The 19,338-nt window shown below is 42.7% G+C and carries 15 protein-coding genes and 4 tRNA genes; 18 read left to right on the top strand and 1 reads right to left on the bottom strand.

What is annotated here, in order from left to right; all coding sequences use genetic code 11:
- Positions 1-10 precede the first annotated feature (10 nt).
- The 14 genes from ACTJLE_RS02885 to fdxA all read left to right on the top strand — a co-directional run bounded on the left by ACTJLE_RS02885 (position 11) and on the right by fdxA (position 12,577).
- Complete coding sequence (locus ACTJLE_RS02885; protein WP_481267347.1) at positions 11-3,778, top strand: helicase; 3,768 nt, start codon at positions 11-13, stop codon at positions 3,776-3,778.
- Complete coding sequence (locus tag ACTJLE_RS02880) at positions 3,775-3,978, top strand: hypothetical protein (RefSeq protein ID WP_481267346.1); 204 nt, start codon at positions 3,775-3,777, stop codon at positions 3,976-3,978. Before ACTJLE_RS02885 ends, ACTJLE_RS02880 begins: the two co-directional genes overlap by 4 nt.
- Positions 3,979-4,125: 147 nt before the next feature.
- Positions 4,126-4,302 carry an FmdB family zinc ribbon protein gene (locus ACTJLE_RS02875; protein ID WP_029600038.1) on the top strand — a complete coding sequence of 59 codons (177 nt, stop codon included), beginning with the start codon at positions 4,126-4,128 and terminating at the stop codon, positions 4,300-4,302.
- A 96-nt stretch (positions 4,303-4,398) separates the two neighbouring features.
- On the top strand, positions 4,399-5,223 hold the full coding sequence (locus ACTJLE_RS02870; protein WP_481267345.1) for a hypothetical protein: 825 nt from the start codon (positions 4,399-4,401) through the stop codon (positions 5,221-5,223).
- Between the two features lie 111 nt (positions 5,224-5,334).
- Positions 5,335-6,486: a hypothetical protein gene (locus tag ACTJLE_RS02865; protein WP_481267344.1), complete on the top strand. Its 1,152-nt coding sequence runs from the start codon at positions 5,335-5,337 to the stop codon at positions 6,484-6,486.
- A 176-nt stretch (positions 6,487-6,662) separates the two neighbouring features.
- Positions 6,663-6,956 (top strand): co-chaperone GroES, encoded by a 294-nt coding sequence (groES, locus tag ACTJLE_RS02860; RefSeq protein ID WP_004114319.1) that lies wholly within the window; start codon positions 6,663-6,665, stop codon positions 6,954-6,956.
- A 109-nt stretch (positions 6,957-7,065) separates the two neighbouring features.
- Positions 7,066-8,163 carry a histidinol-phosphate transaminase gene (gene hisC / locus ACTJLE_RS02855; RefSeq protein ID WP_481267343.1) on the top strand — a complete coding sequence of 366 codons (1,098 nt, stop codon included), beginning with the start codon at positions 7,066-7,068 and terminating at the stop codon, positions 8,161-8,163.
- A gap of 111 nt (positions 8,164-8,274) precedes the next feature.
- Positions 8,275-8,356, top strand: a tRNA-Tyr gene (locus ACTJLE_RS02850).
- Position 8,357: 1 nt separating this feature from the next.
- Positions 8,358-8,429, top strand: a tRNA-Thr gene (locus ACTJLE_RS02845).
- A gap of 4 nt (positions 8,430-8,433) precedes the next feature.
- A tRNA-Met gene (locus ACTJLE_RS02840) sits at positions 8,434-8,507 on the top strand.
- A 53-nt stretch (positions 8,508-8,560) separates the two neighbouring features.
- On the top strand, positions 8,561-8,731 hold the full coding sequence (gene rpmG / locus ACTJLE_RS02835; protein WP_004105548.1) for a 50S ribosomal protein L33: 171 nt from the start codon (positions 8,561-8,563) through the stop codon (positions 8,729-8,731).
- Between the two features lie 127 nt (positions 8,732-8,858).
- Positions 8,859-10,145 carry an FAD-binding protein gene (locus ACTJLE_RS02830; protein WP_481267342.1) on the top strand — a complete coding sequence of 429 codons (1,287 nt, stop codon included), beginning with the start codon at positions 8,859-8,861 and terminating at the stop codon, positions 10,143-10,145.
- Between the two features lie 296 nt (positions 10,146-10,441).
- Entirely contained in the window at positions 10,442-12,067 is a 1,626-nt protein-coding gene (locus ACTJLE_RS02825; RefSeq protein ID WP_481267341.1) for an APC family permease, read from the top strand.
- Positions 12,068-12,244: 177 nt separating this feature from the next.
- Complete coding sequence (gene fdxA, locus ACTJLE_RS02820; RefSeq protein ID WP_102694982.1) at positions 12,245-12,577, top strand: ferredoxin; 333 nt, start codon at positions 12,245-12,247, stop codon at positions 12,575-12,577.
- 34 nt (positions 12,578-12,611) lie between these two features.
- Here fdxA and dinB read toward each other — a convergent pair whose 3' ends face one another.
- Complete coding sequence (gene dinB / locus ACTJLE_RS02815; RefSeq protein ID WP_481267340.1) at positions 12,612-13,922, bottom strand: DNA polymerase IV; 1,311 nt, start codon at positions 13,920-13,922, stop codon at positions 12,612-12,614.
- 98 nt (positions 13,923-14,020) lie between these two features.
- On the opposite strand from dinB, the gene ACTJLE_RS02810 reads away from it, so the two are divergent.
- From ACTJLE_RS02810 to ACTJLE_RS02795, 4 genes are all read left to right on the top strand, one after another.
- The gene (locus ACTJLE_RS02810) at positions 14,021-14,953 is read left to right on the top strand and encodes an EamA family transporter (protein WP_481267339.1); all 933 of its coding nucleotides are present in this window, start codon (positions 14,021-14,023) and stop codon (positions 14,951-14,953) included.
- A 98-nt stretch (positions 14,954-15,051) separates the two neighbouring features.
- A tRNA-Ser gene (locus ACTJLE_RS02805) sits at positions 15,052-15,138 on the top strand.
- Between the two features lie 289 nt (positions 15,139-15,427).
- Positions 15,428-18,853: a hypothetical protein gene (locus tag ACTJLE_RS02800; protein ID WP_481267338.1), complete on the top strand. Its 3,426-nt coding sequence runs from the start codon at positions 15,428-15,430 to the stop codon at positions 18,851-18,853.
- Positions 18,854-19,041: 188 nt separating this feature from the next.
- The gene (locus ACTJLE_RS02795) at positions 19,042-19,335 is read left to right on the top strand and encodes a metal-sensitive transcriptional regulator (RefSeq protein WP_481267337.1); all 294 of its coding nucleotides are present in this window, start codon (positions 19,042-19,044) and stop codon (positions 19,333-19,335) included.
- Positions 19,336-19,338 lie beyond the last annotated feature (3 nt).

Here is a 19,338-nt window from a genome sequence, read left to right as displayed (position 1 = left end):
GGGCGGAAATATGAGCGATACAAATAATATGGAACAAGATTCGCCAGCAAAAGACTTTACTGGTTCTTTAGCTGGTAATTCTTATACGGAGAATGCTGCTGTGGAAGACGATTCCTTGCGTAATAAATCTAATGCGCAAGTTTCTAAATTTGATGAATTGAGTCGCATCGTAAGCTGGAAAAAACAATATCAGTCGCAATTATCTCCTTCTCCTTTAGAAGATATTACGCAACTTGCTGCACAGTTGGAATTAACTCATGCGCATCCTTCTGGGATTGCTCAGCTTTTTGCTAGCGGCAAAGTCACATTAAAATCTTTGTTTAGAGATTCTGGAATGTTGCGAGCTGCTGGACGCAGGCTCGACCGCGTTTTTGAAGATCGAGATGCAAAAGCGCATGAAAGCGGTGTTTCTGAACTTTCCTTAATTGTTGGTGTTGCGTCTTGGAATGGCAACCATGTGCCGGTTCTTACGTATCCAGTTCGAGTTGTTCGTGATACAAATCAAGATGAAACTTCTGCAACTATCTACTTTTCGGGAAGCGTTGGTTTAAATCGTGCGCTTGTATCGCGCTTACTTGAGCGCGGTGTTGAGTTGCGCGAAGACGTGCTATTTGATGGATCGCATTACGAAAGTGGCACTCCAGAAACGTCGGTTGTTTTTGAAGCAATATGCCAGCAGGCGCGTCATGCTTTCCCTGATTTTGATATTGAGCGAGATATTGTTCTTGGCTGCTTCACGGATGCTGGCTCACGTTTTGTGGCAGAAAGCGAATATATTATAGATTCTCTAAAAAATGGCGGCGCAGGTAATACTGTTATTAATGCCATGGCTGGGGATGATAAAGCTAAGCAGATTCTTAAATCGACTAAAAACCCTGAATATAGTCCTTTCGATGCGGATCCTCATAGTGAGTGCGAAGTAGGGGATGTTGACAACACTGTTCGCTATGCTGCGAATTTAGTTGCTTCCGGAAGTTCGCTATTTGTAAATATTGATTCAGGTTCTGATTCTGCTGCAATTGCTGCTGCAATAGCTTCTCGTTCTGTGCTTGCAGGACGTTCAGTGTTGTATGTTCCAAATGTTGTTGAGCAGCAACGTCGATTCAGATACACTCTGAGTACTCACGAAATTTCTTCATTAGCATTAGACGTTTCGGATGGTCATATTGCAAAGCATGTTGATTCTCAATTGATTGCTGCAGTTGGTGCGCGTCAAAGCGTTGCAACTTCGCGTTTTGAGCAGGTTGCGGATGAGCTTGTTGGCGTGCGCTCGCGTCTTACGCGCTATTTGGGAGACCTTCACGGAATTAATGAAACTTGGGGAGTGTCTGCGTACCAAACTATCCAAAATCTTGCTGCTATTGCTATGCTTCCGTCGCATCCTTCTACTCATGTGCGTTTAGATGTGGCGTCTGCGCATGCTATGACTAATCAGATTGATTCTTGGGCTAAAAAATTCCATCAAGCGGATGAGCTTGGTGAGTTCAGCATTAATCCTGAAGATACTCCTTGGTTTGGTGCGTCTATTTTTGACGAGAATGAAGCTGTAGCTGTGTATCAGCGAGTTGTGGATGTTCTTCTTAAACTTCTTCCTGCTACTCGCGAGCAAGTTAAAAGCACTGTACAAAGCTGTGGTTTCCCTGTACCAACAACGGTTCGTGAGTGGAGTAGGCAAGTTACAGTATTAAAGAATCTTCGCCGCGTGCTTGACGTTTTCCAGCCGGATATTTTTGAGCGTGACTTAGACGCAATGATTGAAGCTAGTAAGCCAAAAGCTCAACGCAAAGCTGAAGGCACTGTTATGGGCTTCTGGGAGCGCCGTCACCATGTGCGCGAAGCTCGTAGTTTGCTTAGAGTCGGAGCTAAAGTTGAAGATCTTCACGAAGCTTTAAAGATTGTTGCTCAGCAAGCGGCTCAGTGGCGTACTTTTGTGCCTCACGGCGGATGGCCTGTGCTGCCTCCAAAGTTAGACGAATTAGTGAGCACTCAGGATGTGTTATCTAGGCATTTGGTTGCTTTAGATGCAGTGTTAGCTACAACTCGTCAAGGTGCAGATCTTGAAAACATTGAGTTTACGCAACTTGAGGCACGTTTACAAGCTTTGCATGATGATCGTGCTTCTTTGGATACTTTGCCTGGTCGTTCTAAGTTGGAGCGTGAATTTAACAACGCTGGTTTGACTGATTTAGTAAATGATTTAAGGCATCGTCATATTACAGGGGATGCTCTTGACGGCGAATTGCAACTTGCTTGGTGGACAACTGTTTTTGAGGATATTGTTAACGCTTCTGCGATTATTTCTCATCAAGACGGTTCTGCAATGCAAGATGCGTCTGATCGCTTTGTGCAAGTAGATACTGAGCATGTGCGTTCTATTGGTCCAATGGTTCAGCAAGAAGCTATGAAGCATTTGTGCGAATTATTGTTCTCGCATACTCAAGAAGCAAATCAATTGCATACTATGCTTGCAAGCAACCATTCCGGAATAACTTTTAACAAACTTTTGCGTAATTATGCAGAAATTGTGTTAGCTGCTAAGCCAATATTACTTGCTATGCCATCTACTCTTACTATGATGACACCGCTTAGCCCTATTGCAGATACTGTAATTATTGATTCTGCAGAGCATATGTCAAGTATTGAGCTGTTCTCTATTTTGGCGCGTGCTCGTCAAGTTGTTGTGTTGGCTCACAAGCAGACAGTAAGTTGCGAAAGCTTGAACGCTCTTATTTCAATGCTTCCGTCTGTAACAGTTGTGTCGCGTTCAACAAGGCGTTCGTTGCGTTTAGCTAGATTCTTGGAAGAGCATGGCTATGGAAAACTACGTCATGATATTCCTGTTGAGCGCTTGCAAGGCAAGGTGCGTTTGCATCAAATTGAGGCGACTGGCGTTCCAGTATTATCTTCTGGTCTTATTGAAAGCAGCCAGCGTGAAATTGATGAAGTAGTGGATCTTATTCGTCAGCGTGCTAAAACCTTTACAGTTGTGCCTTCAACTTACGTTCTTGTGGTTGTTACTTTAACAAACGTGTTTAGAAGCCGTTTGGGTGCAGAGCTTAAGGCTTTGTCTATTAAAGACGAAAATATGGCTCGTTTCTTGCGTCATGTGCGTTTAATGAGTGTTCATGAAGCTTCCGGAGCTGTGGCTACGGATGTGATTATGTCGCTGTGCTATGCAAAAACTTCGCACGGCAGACTTCTTCAGCAATTTGGTTTGCTTGAAGAAGAAGGTGGAAGTAGCATGCTTCTAGACGCTCTTGCTTTGGCTCGACGTCATCTTGATATTGTAAGTGCTTTTACTTCTAAAGATATGGAAGATGATCGCTTGCACCAAGATGGCCCTAAGCTTTTGAAGACTCTGTTGCAATGGGCTGAGCATTTAAGCGATAAGCCGTTGCGTCCAGAAGATTCTCACGACGTTGAATCGCAACTTGCTGCACAATCAGCAAAAGATAACGTATTGTTTGCAGATTTAGCTGAGCGTATTCGTTCTCGCGGATTGCGTGTAGAAGTTAATTACGGCTTCGATAATGATTCGCGAATTCCTATGGTTGTTGGTCTTGCGGATAAGCCTTTCGCTTTGGCTGTTCTCACCGATGATGCTCAATTTATGAGCGTGCAATCTACTCGTGAACGTCATCGCATGATGATTCAAGACTTGGAATCTTTGGGATGGTCTGTGATGACAGTTTGGAGCGTTGGAGCGTTCGTAAATCCTGAAAAAGAAGTGGATCGCGTTATTTCTCGCCTTGGCGAATTATATGGTGATAACGAATGAGCGAATATAATCCAAATCGTCGCTCTCCTAGAAAGTCTGTTCGCGTTGTTCGTGAAGGCTCTGAGCTTTTTGACGCTGATGGCGTAAAGCTGGAGCCTTCTGACGAACTTACTTTGCAACAACGTAATCAAGATGACGATAATCGTATTTTGAGTGAGTTGCCGCCTCATTGGGCTGTGTTTTCTGAGCGCGGACGCTAAACAGAATGCGCAATCGCGTATAACTATGCTGCTAATAAAACTACTAATAAAACTGTAGCTTTTTACTAAGCTGTCATAGTATGTACTAGGATATTTGAAGGAACAGTAAGCTTCTACTTACATGCTCGTATTACTTCGGAGGAACTTTTGCCTACTTATCATTACCGCTGCAAAGAATGCGGATACGATTTTTCTGAACATCAATCATTTTCGGATGAGCCTATTACTATTTGCCCGCAGTGCGGCAAAAACACTGTTCGCAAAGTGTATTCTGCGCCTCCAATTAATTTCAAAGGCAAAGGTTTTTACCGAACCGATAAGTAATTGTGCTTATAAAAACTTTAATTGCGCATTGATAGGTTTTATCCACAATGCGCAATTTTTATTGCGCGAGTTTTTTGCTTACGTAACAATGCAAATATGAGTACAAGTTTTTCTTTATTTTCAAAAAATCAGCGCTCTATGCGCACAAGCGCATTATTGCAGCGAAGACAAAGCGCTTTTGTGCGAAAAATAATTGTGGTTTTATGTGCTGGAGTTATGTCTTTGCTTGTGATTTCTTCGATTATTGATGCTCAAGCAACGCAAGTTATTCCAGTTGCGTCAAGGCATATTCATCAGGGGGCTAAAATTACAGCTAACGATATTAGCTATATAAAAGTTCCTCAGCATAAAATATTTTTTAATACTTTATCTGAGCAAATTAATTCGCATAATCCTCTTATTGCAACTTGCGAAATAAATATTGGAATGCCGATTTTTAAAAATGAAGTAAGTCATGTGCCAAGTATTCCTGAAGGTTTTACTTCTATTAGCGTGCATTTAGCAAGTGCGGATCACACGTTAGTGCCTGGGGAGCATATTAATCTTGCTTTTAGTAAGCCTATTCAGGATGAAGAAGATAGCGCTTCGAAAAATGGCAAAAATGCGGAAAGTGGAAAAGATTCTTACGCAAAAGACGAGTCGGAAAACTCGGGAAATTCGGAAGAATCGAACGAATCGGAAGCACCGGAAGAATCGGAAGAATCAAACGAAACTAGTTCTTCAACAATAGATAGCAGATACGTAAGCGTAATCCATAACGTTATGGTAATGCGCATAACGCAAGGCTCTCAATCGTCTGAAAATCAGCAAGATACCACAACTCTTGCAATGCCTGCAGCAGACGCTTTGCGGCTGTTACAAGCGCAGTCGGCGAATTCCTCATTAGCGATTGTTGCTATGAAGCATGCGAGTAATAAGTAGTGCGCTTACACAGCATATTGTGTGAAATCGTGTGAATTAAACCTACATTTTGGCGACACGCCGAAGCATTTATGTTGCTACACATCCCGTGACTTCTTTATATTAATAACTATGGGTTATGAATCGGTGAGTGCGCTACTTGTGTTGATCATCCTCGTAGCCTTATGGTTCGGGTGGCTGCCTAATCACACGGTTAATGGCATGAAGACTATGCTTGAGCATCGAGAAGATAGGTTTTCACCAACGCTCCATCTTGTAGGTGAGTGGAGTATCGCGCGTATTTGTGACGGTACCGGTATGTTGGCAAAAGAGGCTTGTATGCAACCGACTCAACAAAAACGAACATTAACACCTGAACATATTGCGCGTATTCGTGCAGCTAGACGTGCTGCAATTCGACGACGTTGCGTGTTGGTTGCGTCGTTGGCGTTGCTGACTTTTCTTGTGTTGCTAGCTGGATGCTCTGGTCTGTTTTCGCCAGCTTTTGCGCTGATTCCTGGAGTAATGCTTGCTGTTGTGCTGTATTTTGGTTCGCGTGCTTCGAAACATGCGCGTCAGTGGGAAGCGCGCGTGGCTAAAATGAACGCTAGATCAAAGCAAAATGTAGAGGATGCTTTGTATGAGCGACATAACAGTACAGTTGCGAATCAATTAAGTAACAGCAATGCTGATATTGCTGAAAAGATTGATGATGTTGAGGTTTCAGAAGCTGCTGATTCTGAGTATGCCTCTGAGGAAGCTGCTGAGGATGCTTCGGAATTAAATAATTTTGATAATAATTTGAATAATTCTATTCATCATAGTTCGCGTGACGATACTGCAACGTCTGTTATGGAACAGCGTGAAATTCGTGTTGCTTTGCGTCGTGCAGAAGAAGAGCGTGACGCTGTTTTGCGTTCTCGTAGCGTAGCTAAAGATAGTGAATCTAAGGATGAGTCTTCTAACAATGTTGTTGATAGTGTAGAAGTTACTTCAAATGCTAGTAGCAATCAAGATTTGATTTCCTTCTCGCTTGATTCGAAGGCAAAAGTCGAGTCGGATGATTCTGCTGCTTCGCCTGCTCCGGAAAGCTTGGAAATTAAGTCAACTAAGCAAGTTGTGAAAGCTGTTTCAGTTGCTAAAGATATTAAATCTATTGCGAAAGCAGATTCTTCTAAATTCCATGATGAAGAGCAAGCAAGTCAAGTAGAAGCTCCGGAAAGCTCTGAAGACTCACTTGGCGTTGCTAATTTGCACGACGTTCTTGCTCGCCGCAATGCTTAAACCTTCAATTAAACTAAAGATTTTTTAAAAATTTTAGCACTCGAGTTGGCAGAGTGCTAAATTCGCGGTACCATAAAAGACAGAACGCAAGTGTGATTGCGGACGTGATCGTCAGCCTCGTCGAATTGCAGCTTGCGCAAAAAGTTAGTATCTCTCTTAAGAAAGAGGTGGCGACAGTGTCGATTAAACTCACACCGTTGGAAGATAAGATTATTGTTAAGCAGGCTCAGGCGGAAACTCAGACTGCTTCTGGCTTGTATATTCCAGATAATGCAAAGGAAAAGCCACAGCAGGGTGAAGTGCTTGCTGTAGGTCCTGGCCGTCGTGACGACAAGGGCGAGCGAATTCCTATGGATGTTAAGGTTGGCGATAAGGTGCTGTATTCCAAGTATGGCGGCACTGAAGTGCATTACGAAGGTGAGGATTACTTAATCGTATCTTCTCGTGATGTGCTTGCTATTCTTGGCTAGTATTTAGCTTGTTGAAACGATAAAACTTGCGCTAGGAACGACAAAACGTTGTTCCTAGCGTTTTTTTTTATTGTGCAATTAAGGCCTGCAAGTAGTATCATGGAGAAGTATGACATACAAACACCGCAATATTGTAGATACGATTCCTAGCTACAAGCAGGGAAAGCCGGCTCCTAAATTGGACGGCATTCGTGCATATAAAATCTCAAGCAATGAAAATCCGTATGAGCCGCTTAATAGCGTAAAAGAAGCTATTACGACTCGTGCTCTTAATGTTATTAACCGTTATCCTAATATGCGTGGCACGGAAGTTGTTGAAGAACTTGCTAAGCGCTTTGGTGTAACTTCGGACGAAGTTGTGCTTGGTTGCGGATCTACAGAAGTTATTACGCAACTTGTTGATTTAGTTGCTGGCCCTGGTGACGAAGTTGTGTATCCTTGGCGAAGCTTTGAAGCTTATCCGATTATTGTGACTGGCGCGGGTGCTACAAGCGTTCAGATTCCTAATCGTGCTGACGGTTCGCATGATGTTGACGCTATGATTGCTGCTATTAACGATCGTACGCGTTTGGTTATTTTGAATAATCCTAATAATCCAACTTCCGCTGCTCTTAGCGATGAGGAAGCTCGCAAGGTGTTGGATGCTGTGCCAAGTGACGTTCTTGTGCTTATTGATGAGGCTTATGTGCAGTTTAATACTGCTAAAGGCACGGCAGATGGCATGAAGTTGTACAAAGAGTATCCAAACGTGGTTGTGGCTCAAACTTTCTCGAAGGCTTATGGCTTGGCTGGTTTGCGAATTGGATATGCGATTGCTCCTGCAGACGTTGTAGAGGGCATGCGTAAGGTTGCTGTGCCATTTGGCGTGTCTCAAATAGCGCAAGTTGCAGCGTTGGCTTCGTTAGAAGATGCTGCTAGTGAAGAGATGAAGACTCGCGTTGCGGCTCTTGTTGCTGAGCGCGAGCGTATTGTTTCCTCTTTGCGCGAGCAGGGCTGGAATATTGCTGATGCTTACGCAAACTTCTTCTGGATGCCGTTTGGTGAGGAGACTGAGCGCGCAACAGAATGTTTTGTGGCGGCTGGATTGTCTGTTCGAGCGTTTGCTGGCGAGGGAATTCGCATTAGTATTGGTGAACGTGAGGCAAATGATCGTGTGTTGGTAATTTGCGAAAAATTAAAAAATGACGGTTTTTCGCTAAATAACTAGCTTTTTGCCAAATTTTTTCTGCTTTCGGCGTGTCATGGACTTGCATTAGTCTCGCATTCGTGGCAGAATAACAAAGTTGCCGTTTGAAGTTCACTTCTTACGGAGACTGCTGGCGGGTTTCCCAAGTGGTCAAAGGGAGCTGACTGTAAATCAGCCGCTTCGTGCTTCAGTGGTTCGAATCCACTACCCGCCACGCCTCGATAGCTCAGTGGTAGAGCACTTCCTTGGTAAGGAAGAGGTCGTGAGTCCGATTCTCACTCGAGGCTCTCTGGCGGGGTAGCTCAGCTGGCTAGAGCGTACGACTCATAATCGTAAGGTCAAGAGTTCGAGTCTCTTCCTCGCTACAACGGCCAGTAGGAGACTGGCTGGCCAACAATGAATTGTAGAGGTGAACGAAATGGCAAGCAAGAGCGCTGACATCCGTCCGGGCATTACGATGGCATGCACGGAGTGCAAGGAGCGTAATTACATCACGACGAAGAATCGTCGTAACACGCCTGATCGTCTTGAGTTGAACAAGTTCTGCCCACGCTGCGGCAAGCATACGCTTCATCGCGAGACTCGCTGAAAATATTCAGCTTGCTGCGTTAATATAGCGTCTTGTTTTAGGCCTATTGTGATTGCGCAGATTTAATACTTATTACCCCGCTTTTTTGCGGGGTTTTTTGTTATTTGTTGCTGTTAGGATTTAAGTTATGACTATGCAAGCATCTTTGGCATCTTTGGCATCTTTATCAAATAATCCAACGTTTTCGGATCTTACAACAATCGGTGTTGGTGGCAAGATTGCTCGTTTTGTAGAGCCAAAAACGCGCGTGGATGTTATTGAAGCTGTTGAGGATGCAGATTGCGCAAACTTGCCTTTATGTGTTATTGGCGGCGGCTCGAACATGCTTGTAAGTGACGAGCCTTTTAACGGGGTTGTAGTTCGTGATGCTCGTCGCGCTATTCATGTTCTTGATGAAGCAGCTCCTGCAGAAGACGGTGTTGATAACAGCGGCGCTTATGTAGTGCATGTAAACGCTGAAGCTGGTTGCAATTGGGATGATTTTGTTTCTCACGTAATTGAGCTTGGGCTTGAAGGAGTTGAGGGTCTTTCTGGAATTCCTGGCACTGTTGGAGCGTCGGTTGTGCAAAATATTGGCGCGTATGGCCAGGAAGTTTCTCAAAGCGTTACTTCTGTAGAAGTTTGGGATCGCGAAAATAAAGTAACGCTTGAATTGCAAAAAGATCAATTGCGTTTTGGTTACCGTACTTCTGCTCTTAAGCAAAGCATGTACGTTTCTGCAGGTGTTCCAGGCGATTCGTATTTTCCTACTCCGCGTTACGTTGTGTTGTCTGTTACGTTTTGTTTGCGCCATAGCAGCACTGGCGTTGTTGCTCATTCGCAACTTGCTCGTGCTTTACGCGTAGAAGTTGGAGATCGCATGCAAACTCAAGCAATTCGCCGTGAGGTTTTGCGTGTGCGCGCTTCTAAGGGCATGCTTGAGGATGCTTCTCGTTACGATAATCCGTGGATGCACGGCACAAAGTGTGCTGAAGGTGTTGAGTTTGCTTTGCGATTGCAAAGTGAAGACTATGTTACTGGCGAATTTTTAGAGGGCGATAATACCTATAGTGACCGTCATAGTTGCGGTAGTTTCTTTATGAATCCAATTATGACTAAGGCTCAAGCAGATTTACTTCCGGAGGATGCTCCGCGATTTGACGCTGTTCTTTCTGACGGTACGCAAGGTGTAAAAACTTCTGCTGCTTGGCTTATTGATCATGCTGGATTCCATAAGGGATTTAGGATTGTTGAAAATGGCAAATCTTCCCCTGCAGGACTTTCTTCTTTGCATACTTTAGCGCTTACGAATCGTAATAACGCTACTTCTAGCGATGTTCTTGTTTTAGCAAAAACTGTTATTAATGGCGTTAAAAATAAATTTGGAATTACTTTAGTGCCTGAACCTGTACTAATAGGCATTTCAGTAAACTGAAAATTTTACGCTTATATACTAAATTATGCAGTAATATATTCGGCTGTTCTGTAAAATTTTGTAAATAATAAAGGAACACACGGTAAAACTACCGTATAAGCAAGGTTTTGTGTAATATTTACCTACATTATCCGTATAAAAATTTTTCTTTAGCTTAATACTTAGCATTTAGCTTTATATATAGCTAAATAAAAATTTTATATAGATGAAGTCGCAAGTGTTCCGCAGAATTCGTTGATGCGTTGCTAATTGCGTCTATACCTTTATACCTATACCTCAACGAAAGTGCGTTTATTATGCAAATATGGAGAAAAAAGTCTGTTGAACAGACTATCGCAGAGACAATGGATGGCGATCGCCATCTTAAACGTACCTTAAACGCGTGGGATTTGGCAGTTATGGGTGTGGCTGTTGCTGTTGGTGCCGGTATTTTCTCGGTTGGCGCTCAAGCTGCTGCATTCCATGCTGGACCTGCAGTAATTATTAGCTTTATTATTGCAGGTGTTGTGTGCGGTTCTGCTGCAATGTGCTATGCAGAATTTGCTTCTATGATTCCAGTTGCTGGCTCCGCATACACCTTTACGTATACAACAGTTGGTGAGCTTATTGCTTGGATTATTGGCTGGGATATGATCCTGGAAATGCTGATGGCTGGCTCAGTGATTGCAAAGTATTGGGGCGTTTATCTTAACGATTTAATGAAGCTTTTCGGCTTGAACATGACCACCAGTTTTAATCTAGGTGGTTTTACTGTTGATGTGGCTCCAATTATAATCGTTGCATTCTTTACGACTATGCTTGTTCTTGGAACTAAGCTTTCTGCACGCTTCGACGGTGCATTAACAATTTTGAAGATTGGTATTGTTCTGTTCGTGGTTGTTGTTGGCTTCTTCTACATTAAGGCTTCTAACTTTACGCCATTCGTTCCTCCTGCAACTGATGTTGCTAGCGTAAAGGGAATTGAAGTTTCTGGCGTTATGTCTCAGCCTTTGTGGCAGTGGGTAACCGGTATGCAGCCAGCTGTTTATGGCATTCCTGGCATTCTTTCCGGTGCGGCACTCGTGTTCTTCGCATTCATCGGTTTTGACGTTGTGGCAACCACAGCTGAGGAAACTAAGGATCCGCATAAGAACATTCCACGAGGCATCGGCCTTGGTTTGCTTATTGTTACCGTTCTTTACATCCTCGTTGCAGTTGTGACCACTGGTATGGTTTCCTACAAGGATTTGGCTAAGCAAGCAGCTCCTTCGCTTTCTACTAGCTTCGAACTTGTGGGCGCTACTTGGGCTGCGAAGATTATTTCCCTCGGTATTGTTATTGGTTTAACAACCGTTGTGATGGTTCTTTTGCTCGGCCTTACGCGAATTATCTTCGCTGTTAGCCGCGATGGTCTGCTTCCACGTAGCTTCTCTAAGGTAAGCAAGCGTGGTATTCCTGCAAGACTTCAGATTGTTTCCGGTATTGTTGTGGCAGTTGTTGCTTCCACTCTCGATATTGGCATTCTTTCCGACATGGTGAACATTGGTACGCTTTCTGCGTTCTTGCTTGTTTCTGCAGGCGTGCCGATTATGCGTATGCGTAGGCCTGATTTGCACCGTTCGTTTAGCGTGCCAGGCAATCCGTGGCTTCCGCTGTTTGCAGCTCTTTCCACATTCTGGCTCATGCTTAACTTGTCTGTGCTCACATGGATTCGTTTTGCAGTGTGGCTGGCAATCGGCTTTGCGGTTTACTTCGGCTACTCTTACCGCAACTCGTTGCTTGGAAAGCAGATTCGTAAGGCTAAGAAGCTCGGCGTTCCGGTTGAAACTTTGTTTGCTCAAGACGCTGCTGCAGCAGAAAAGGTTGCAGAAGGCGAGTCAGAAGAGCAAGCTCGTGCAGAAGCTCAAGCTGAGGTTGCTGCTGCGAAAGTTGATGCTAAATAACGCTAGTAATAAAAATAGCTATATAGCATTATCTAAATAATTACGAAGTCGACATGCGAATTTTCGCGTGCCGGCTTCGTTTGTTTTAAGACTGCTGAAAAGTGGACTATAATAGAAAAGTTACATAAAAATGTGATTTACTCGTAATCTGTTAAATATGCAGAAAGGAGGGCATTTATGCCGTATGTGATTGCAGAGCCTTGTGTAGATGTAAAAGATAAAGCCTGTGTGGACGAATGCCCTGTAGATTGCATTTACGAGGGCGATCGCACGCTTTATATTAACCCGAACGAGTGTGTGGATTGCGGAGCTTGCGAGCCAGCTTGCCCGGTAGAAGCTATTTTTTACGAAGATGACTTGCCAGAAGGCTGGGAGTGGTACCGCGATGCGGCGGTTGACTATTTTGACAAGCTTGGCGATTTAGGCGGAGCTACAGATGCTGGCGCGTCCGGATGGGACGAAGAGCATGTTGCGGCACTTCCATCGCGTGCCGATAAAGCAGGTAATTAATCATTTGCAAAGTATTGCTTAATATGGCGCGAGTTCACAACCCAATGTGGGCAGCGTTGTTGCCGTATTTTTTGCGAACAGCGTCCAACGCGTGTTCCGCGTGGCGCAATCTAGTATTTTTGTTCATTGTAGATACGCTGTTTTGCGTAGGATTTTTGGATTCTCGCGTATTTTCTTCCAAAATATCGTTTAATGAAGGTTGAATCGAAACCTTATTTGCAAAAACAAGATTATTAGCCGTAATTCCAGCCAAACGAACTGGGCTTAAAAGCTTTGTGTTGTTGCCGCCGAGAATGTAATTATGAACAGTTGGATTAGCTTTAGAAAGCAAATCAACAGCATGCTTATAAAACTCGTGAGTTGAATCAGTTGCATTTTGCAAAGTAGAAGATCTAGTAACATAATGCAAGTCGCTAAATCGCAATTTTAGCGTTATAGTGCGTGCCATAAGATTGCGGCTTCGCAAATGTTGAGTTACTTCGCTACAGCATTGCTGCAGCAACTGTTTAACAACATTCTCATCCGTTGTGTCTGAATCAAGAGTTCGCTCAGTGCCAATAGATTTTTCAGGCGCATGCGCAACTACAGCACGCTCGTCTATGCCTCTAACTGCTTGATATATCATCTTCGCCAAGATTTGCGAGCCAGTTATGCGAGCAAGCGTCGATTCATCAATTTTTTTAAGCGACGTAACTGTAGATAATCCCCAGTCTTCAAACTTATGAATTAAAGACGGGCCAATTCCTGGTATTGCGCGCAAAGGCATTATTGACACAAAGTCTTCATTGCACTTTTGCGGAATTAGAAGCATGCCATTAGGTTTTGCATTAGTTGAAGCCATTTTTGCAATAAGCTTATTGCTGGCAATGCCAACCGAGCATGTAATATGATATTTTTCAAATACTTCTTTTCGTATCCAAGCTCCAATATTTACAGGCGATTTCCATTGCAATAAAGCCGATTTAATATTCATGTAGCATTCGTCAACAGAAACTTTTTCTACTTGATTAGTAATATTCAAAAAAATTTCTTCAAAAATACTTTTAGAAACGCTTAAATAGTAGGGCATATCAACCGGCAAGAAAACTCCTTGCGGGCAAAGATTTCTTGCTCTAACAACCGGCATAGCAGAATTAACTCCGTAAGCGCGCGCTTCGTAACTTGCTGCAGAAACAACAGCACGATTTCCAGTGCCAATAATAAGCGGCTTTCCTTTAAGCTCCGGATGTCTTGCTACTTCTAGCGAAGCATAAAACGCATCCATATCAACATGAAGAATGTTGCAACCGGAGGTATCGTGCCCCCAATCTCGTTTAGCTGCTTGTACTCTCGGTGCTGTACTCATAAATTTATAATAGAACAAACGTTCGATTTTATATAGAAAACTAAAATTTTTTTGCAAAAAAGCGAATTTCGGCGATATATTCATGTAGGGTTGTTGCTATGAAGCAATTTGTCGTCAATCTTTTACACCGTATGCCGGTGTTGCTAATCATAGTGATTGAAGCTGCGATGGTGTATACAGCGACGTCTGTTGCAAAAGTTGCGTTTAGTCAGTTGGATCCACTTTATGCAGTGTGGTATCGCGTTGGTTTTATGACTTTAATGCTATTGGCATGGCGTAGGCCATTTTCGCGCGAAAAACGTAACTTTTTGCCAAAAACTTTGCGTGAATGGGCTGTTGTTGTTGCGGTTGGAATTTCGCTAGTTGCTATGAATACCATGTTTTATGTGGCAATTAGCTGCATGCCGGTGGGTGTGGCTGTAACTATAGAATTTATTGGCCCGTTGCTTGTGGCTGTTATTACAGGTCATGAGTGGCGTGAGCGAGTTGGAATTGTGATTGCGGTTTTAGGAATTGCTTTACTTGCAAGCGCTTCTATGCATAGTGCAGTAAGTCCGCATTTTCTAATAGGCTTATTCGCTATTCTTGTTGGCGGCTTAATGTGGGGCGTGTATATTGTTTCAGGACGAAAAATTGCAAAAGCTTCGCATGCGATTGACCGCGTAAGTATTGCAACTCTTATTGGCTGGCTTTTGCAATCTACTGTTCTTGCTGTTCCTGCAGTTAAGAATGTTATTTGGCCTAAAGCGGAGGCTACTTGGGCTACTCGCCCTGGAGGCTCTTTTGCTCTGCTGGTTTTAATGCTTGTGATTGCAGTATGTGCTTCATTCTTCCCGGCTTTGCTTGATCAAGTTTTGCTTAAGCGCGTTACTTCTGCAAAATATTCTGTTATGCAAGCGTTGTATCCTGCAATTGCAGTGGTTATTGGAATGGGATTTGGCGAGATTCCAACTTTAACTGATGTTGCTGGAATAGCTTTGGTTATGTGCGCTGTGGTTGTTACGTTTTCGGGTGATCATAATCCTGTTTAATAGCTGTTTAGCAATTTTAAGTGTGTCGTCGGGCTTGTTTACAGTCCGCAAGAGGTGCTATAGTGTCAATCTGTTGCCGTTATGTGCAACGAATAATTGGAGTCATGCCTGAGTGGCCGATAGGGGCACCCTGCTAAGGTGTTAGTCGCGTAAGCGGCTCGAGAGTTCGAATCTCTCTGACTCCGCGATTACTCCGGATTGCTTTTGCAGTCCGGAGTTTTTGTTTAATTTTTAAGTTTTTGCCGCTTAGCCCATATTTTCAAAAATTGTGCTTTATATCAAAAATCTGTTAATAAGCCAAGTCTATAGGCAGAAATTGTGGATTTGTGGATAATTTTTCTTTTATTTAAAGCTTTTAACCACAACGCTAAAAAAATATTTACGAATACTTGCATTAAAGACATAGTTGATTTCATGAATGCTTATTATCAAGTGTTCAACACAAATATTAAGGGTTGGGTTAAGGAGATTCTTATGAAAAGATATTGGGGGAAACATAATAATTCACGTTATGTTGGAGAATTAAAAAATTATTTTAAAAGCAAAAGAACTCGTATTATATCTTCAATACTTGCTTCTGCGTTGATTATTCCTATAGCAAGTTTTACTCAATTTGCTTCCGGATATACGGATTCGTATGTTGGCCTGTATTACAACTATGGAAGAGACCAGGGAAAGAACTATAGGCTAGGACCAACCTACGATGACGATAAAGGAAATCACGTAGCATACTGTATTGAAAGTGGTGTTGACGCCAATAAAGAAAATAATTATTGGCACCAGGTTTATGATAATGATTTTCGTATTGCTGCAACGATGATACAGAAAGAAAAAAACAGCTCTACTGATTTTGTTCAAGCAGGTGTAGCGTACGCAATACATGAACATTTGGATCTGAATAAACTTCAGTGGGAGAAAGTTAAAGAAGCTGGTTTCACTGGTCAATATGTAGAAACTGCTTTTACATCAGCTAAAAATGATTGGCGTGATGCTGAAGAGAATACGCCACTTAAAGTCTCGTCAAGTCAAACATATACAAATGGCAAACGAGAAGGCGTTTTACACGTAAGCGTGCTTAATATTCAAAATTCTGTCGTAAGAAATATCCGTATTCTTGCGAGGTCTACGGATAATCTTGTTTCATTTGAAAAAGGAGAACCTACTTTCGAAGGAACAACCGGAGATGAAGCTAAATTAGATATACCTTGGGTTGCTCAAGGTGATGGTAATGCAAAAATTACTATTTCTTATGAAGCTGCTAAAGCTGAACGTCTTAATTCGCCTGGCCAAGATATGATACGTTCCGTAGAAAATACTTGGTATAGCGAAGATGCTCCCGAGATTGAAGTAGAAAAAACTTTTAATCCAACGATTACTGCGAAAATTTCTAATCGCGAATTAGCTGTTGGAGAAAAAATTGATACTACTATAAAAAGCGGTGTTACCGGAAATAATATTTGGCCTGAGAATGTTCTTTTAAGAGCAGAAGGTTACTATTTTGTGGGTTCTGATAAAGATATTTTGCGCTCGCTGGAAATTAATAGTGGCGAATCTGCTAATGAATATTTAAAGAGATTGCGTTCTTTGCCTAATATGCATCAGGTTGCGGCAGCTAGAACAGATTTTTCAGAATCTAACCAAACTGAAATGCCTTATGCAAAACGTTTAACTGTAGATATTAATAACGACGATTTTGATAATGCTGAACCATATACGGTTACTAAAGAAGAATCTGGATTGTTTGGCACATGGGTATGGGTTATTAAAAAAGAAGAACAAAATAAAAATAGTTCTTGGCTAAAAGGAGATACTATTCAAGCATTTGGTGTTAATGAAACAACATCAGTTAATCAGGGGAAAGTAAGTTCTGCTTTTGCTCCTCAACAGCAAACTGTTGGACTTGGTACGGAAATTGTAAACGAAATTACTGTAACTGGTTTGCCTGAATCGTATGGGTCTTTTAGCGGTAATGAAAAATATGGTTTCAGCAAAGATGAGAAAGCTCATATTAAGGTATGGTGGTCCGGAGCTGGAACTGATAATCCTACTGCAAAAGAAAACAATCGTTATAAGCCGGGTGCAAAGGGCGAGCCGGTATTTAATGAGCCAAAAAAGGAAGATGAGCATCATCGTTTGATTGGTAATTGGGAGGTTCCTGCAGTTAACGGTGTTTATGAGGTTGGTGACGGACGCATTATTCTTAGACCTGTTGCGAGTATGGATAGGTCCGATGTTGATCCTGTGACTTTAGTTGAAAATGTGCATATTCGTGCAGACAAAAATAGCAAATCAGGATGGTATACATTTGTGTACGATTTTCCGGGTTCTTCGCGAGCAAAGGCTTATAAGTCGCAATATAACAATCCTTGGGGCAGCACGTATGTGTCATCTAATGAAGTTAAACCGGCGTCTGTAACTACCACAGAAAACAATAATAATGCTGGAAACCAGGGCGGAAAGCAGGAAGTAAAGCCTGTTGTTCAGCCTGGTGGTAAGCAGGAAGTGAAGCCTGTTGTAAAGCCGGGTGAAAAGCCGGGTGAAAAGCCGGGTGTGCAACCTGGTGGTAAGCAGGAAGTGAAGCCTGTTGTAAAGCCGGGTGAAAAGCCGGGTGAAAAGCCGGTTGTGCAACCTGGTGGTAAGCAGGAAGTAAAGCCGGTTGCAAAGCCTGGTGAAAACCAAAATGGTAACAATTCTGTGACTAATACAAATACTCCTGGTAAAGAAGATACACACAAGAAGAACGGTGGAGCTTCTGAAGGTGGCGATGCTACAGGTGGAACTTCTACAAGTACTGTTGCTGGCACTGAAACTGGTGGTTCTACATCTACTTCCGTAAGTGGAGGCACTGCAGGTACTACTGCAGGTGGCGCTTCTGCAGACGGCTCTTCTGCAGGTGCTGCTTCTGCAGGTACTTCTGCAGGTGGTGCTTCGGAAAATAATTCTAGTGAGTATAAGTTTTCTTATTCAGCTGAAGATATTATTAAAATGCTAAATAATCAACTAAAAGGTGATCAACTAAAAGGTGATCAACTAAAAGGTGATCAACCAAAAGGTGATCAACCAAAAGGTGATCAACCAAAAAATAATCAGCAGAATAATACTTCTACAAACGAAAATTTGTCGGATTTGTACAAGTTTGCAGAATATCTTAAAAAGTATGAAAAGCAAATTAGGCAACTAGCAGATGGCGCAAATGCTGAAAACGGAAACGTCACCACTACTGACGGAAATACTTTTACGCTCGCGAACGCCAATGCGAATGCCAATACGAATGCCAATAATTCAGGTGTAAGTGGTGCTAATGGCATTGCTGGCACGAATGGTATTGCTGGTGCTAACGGCATTGCCGGCGCTAATGGCGTTGCTAATGCGAATGGTATTGCCAGCGTAGGTAACTCTGCAGTTACTACTGATTCTGTTACTTCTTTGGGTGGCAATAGCAGTGTTATGGGTTCTAACGGATATGGCACTTCCGGTACTTCCGTAACTTCGGGTACTTCTGGTACTTCTGGCGCTTCCGGCACGTCTGGAACGTCTGGAACGTCTGGAACGTCTGGAACGTCTGGAACGTCTGGCTCTGCTTTAGCATCTGGCTCAAACGGCAATTCCGGAGCTTATGCAACTTCTGGCGCTTCTAACAATGCGTCTGAAGGAAACAGTGCTAACAGTGTTGCTAATAACAGTGCTAACAACAGTGATGGTCAAGCTAAACCTTTTGAAAATCCTGGTTCTCTTGCCACCACGGGTTCTTCGGCAATGCTCGTGATGCTTCTTGCAATTATTACGCTTACGTTTGCATCAGGAGTATCGTTAGGGCGTTTTGCAAAAGTTAATCCTCAACATAAGCAGTTTTCTTGTGGACGTCACGGAGGTGTTATGAAAGTAAGACGTTTGCTGTAAAACATTTGATAATAAGTGAATATTTGGCGCGTTAATCTGTGCGAATTTATGAAAAATATGGTTAACGCGCCGCTTTTGTTGCAATAGCGTCGTATAAGTGTGCATAATATTAGTTAAATTGCGGCTTGTATTAAGTTGAATATAATGTTATAACCTTTAAGGCTAGAATATTGGTAAACGGAGCAACAATGCAAGATTATGATATTGATAAAAAGAAGTTACTAGTGCGATTGCACAGAATCCAAGGGCAGCTTAATGCTATCAATACTATGATTGAGAAAGATGCTGAGTGTGAAGACGTTCTTATGCAACTTTCCGCAGTAACTGCAGCACTACACGCTTTGGCAGTTATTACAGCGCGCGAACATGTTAATAAGCAAATGCACCTTGTTGCGCAAAATGGCACAGACGATGAAGTGGAAGTAGCAGTAAACGACGTCTATAATATTATTGATCGATTGTTACGCTACGAGAAGGCTTAATAT

The sequence above is a fragment of the Gardnerella sp. CCPDSM genome (assembly GCF_056754715.1).
The sequence above is the reverse complement of the archived record's forward strand: the minus strand, read 5'-3'. Positions and strand labels throughout refer to the sequence as shown.

Bases quoted from the DNA above. Each gene is read 5' to 3' on its own strand.
- ACTJLE_RS02865 (WP_481267344.1), top strand. From the start codon at position 5,335: ATGGGTTATGAATCGGTGAGTGCGCTACTTGTGTTGATCATCCTCGTA.
- ACTJLE_RS02825 (WP_481267341.1), top strand. From the start codon at position 10,442: ATGCAAATATGGAGAAAAAAGTCTGTTGAACAGACTATCGCAGAGACA.
- ACTJLE_RS02870 (WP_481267345.1), top strand. From the start codon at position 4,399: ATGAGTACAAGTTTTTCTTTATTTTCAAAAAATCAGCGCTCTATGCGC.
- ACTJLE_RS02795 (WP_481267337.1), top strand. From the start codon at position 19,042: ATGCAAGATTATGATATTGATAAAAAGAAGTTACTAGTGCGATTGCAC.
- ACTJLE_RS02800 (WP_481267338.1), top strand. From the start codon at position 15,428: ATGAAAAGATATTGGGGGAAACATAATAATTCACGTTATGTTGGAGAA.
- fdxA (WP_102694982.1), top strand. From the start codon at position 12,245: ATGCCGTATGTGATTGCAGAGCCTTGTGTAGATGTAAAAGATAAAGCC.
- dinB (WP_481267340.1), bottom strand. From the start codon at position 13,922: ATGAGTACAGCACCGAGAGTACAAGCAGCTAAACGAGATTGGGGGCAC.
- ACTJLE_RS02830 (WP_481267342.1), top strand. From the start codon at position 8,859: ATGACTATGCAAGCATCTTTGGCATCTTTGGCATCTTTATCAAATAAT.
- ACTJLE_RS02880 (WP_481267346.1), top strand. From the start codon at position 3,775: ATGAGCGAATATAATCCAAATCGTCGCTCTCCTAGAAAGTCTGTTCGC.
- rpmG (WP_004105548.1), top strand. From the start codon at position 8,561: ATGGCAAGCAAGAGCGCTGACATCCGTCCGGGCATTACGATGGCATGC.
- hisC (WP_481267343.1), top strand. From the start codon at position 7,066: ATGACATACAAACACCGCAATATTGTAGATACGATTCCTAGCTACAAG.
- ACTJLE_RS02810 (WP_481267339.1), top strand. From the start codon at position 14,021: ATGAAGCAATTTGTCGTCAATCTTTTACACCGTATGCCGGTGTTGCTA.
- ACTJLE_RS02885 (WP_481267347.1), top strand. From the start codon at position 11: ATGAGCGATACAAATAATATGGAACAAGATTCGCCAGCAAAAGACTTT.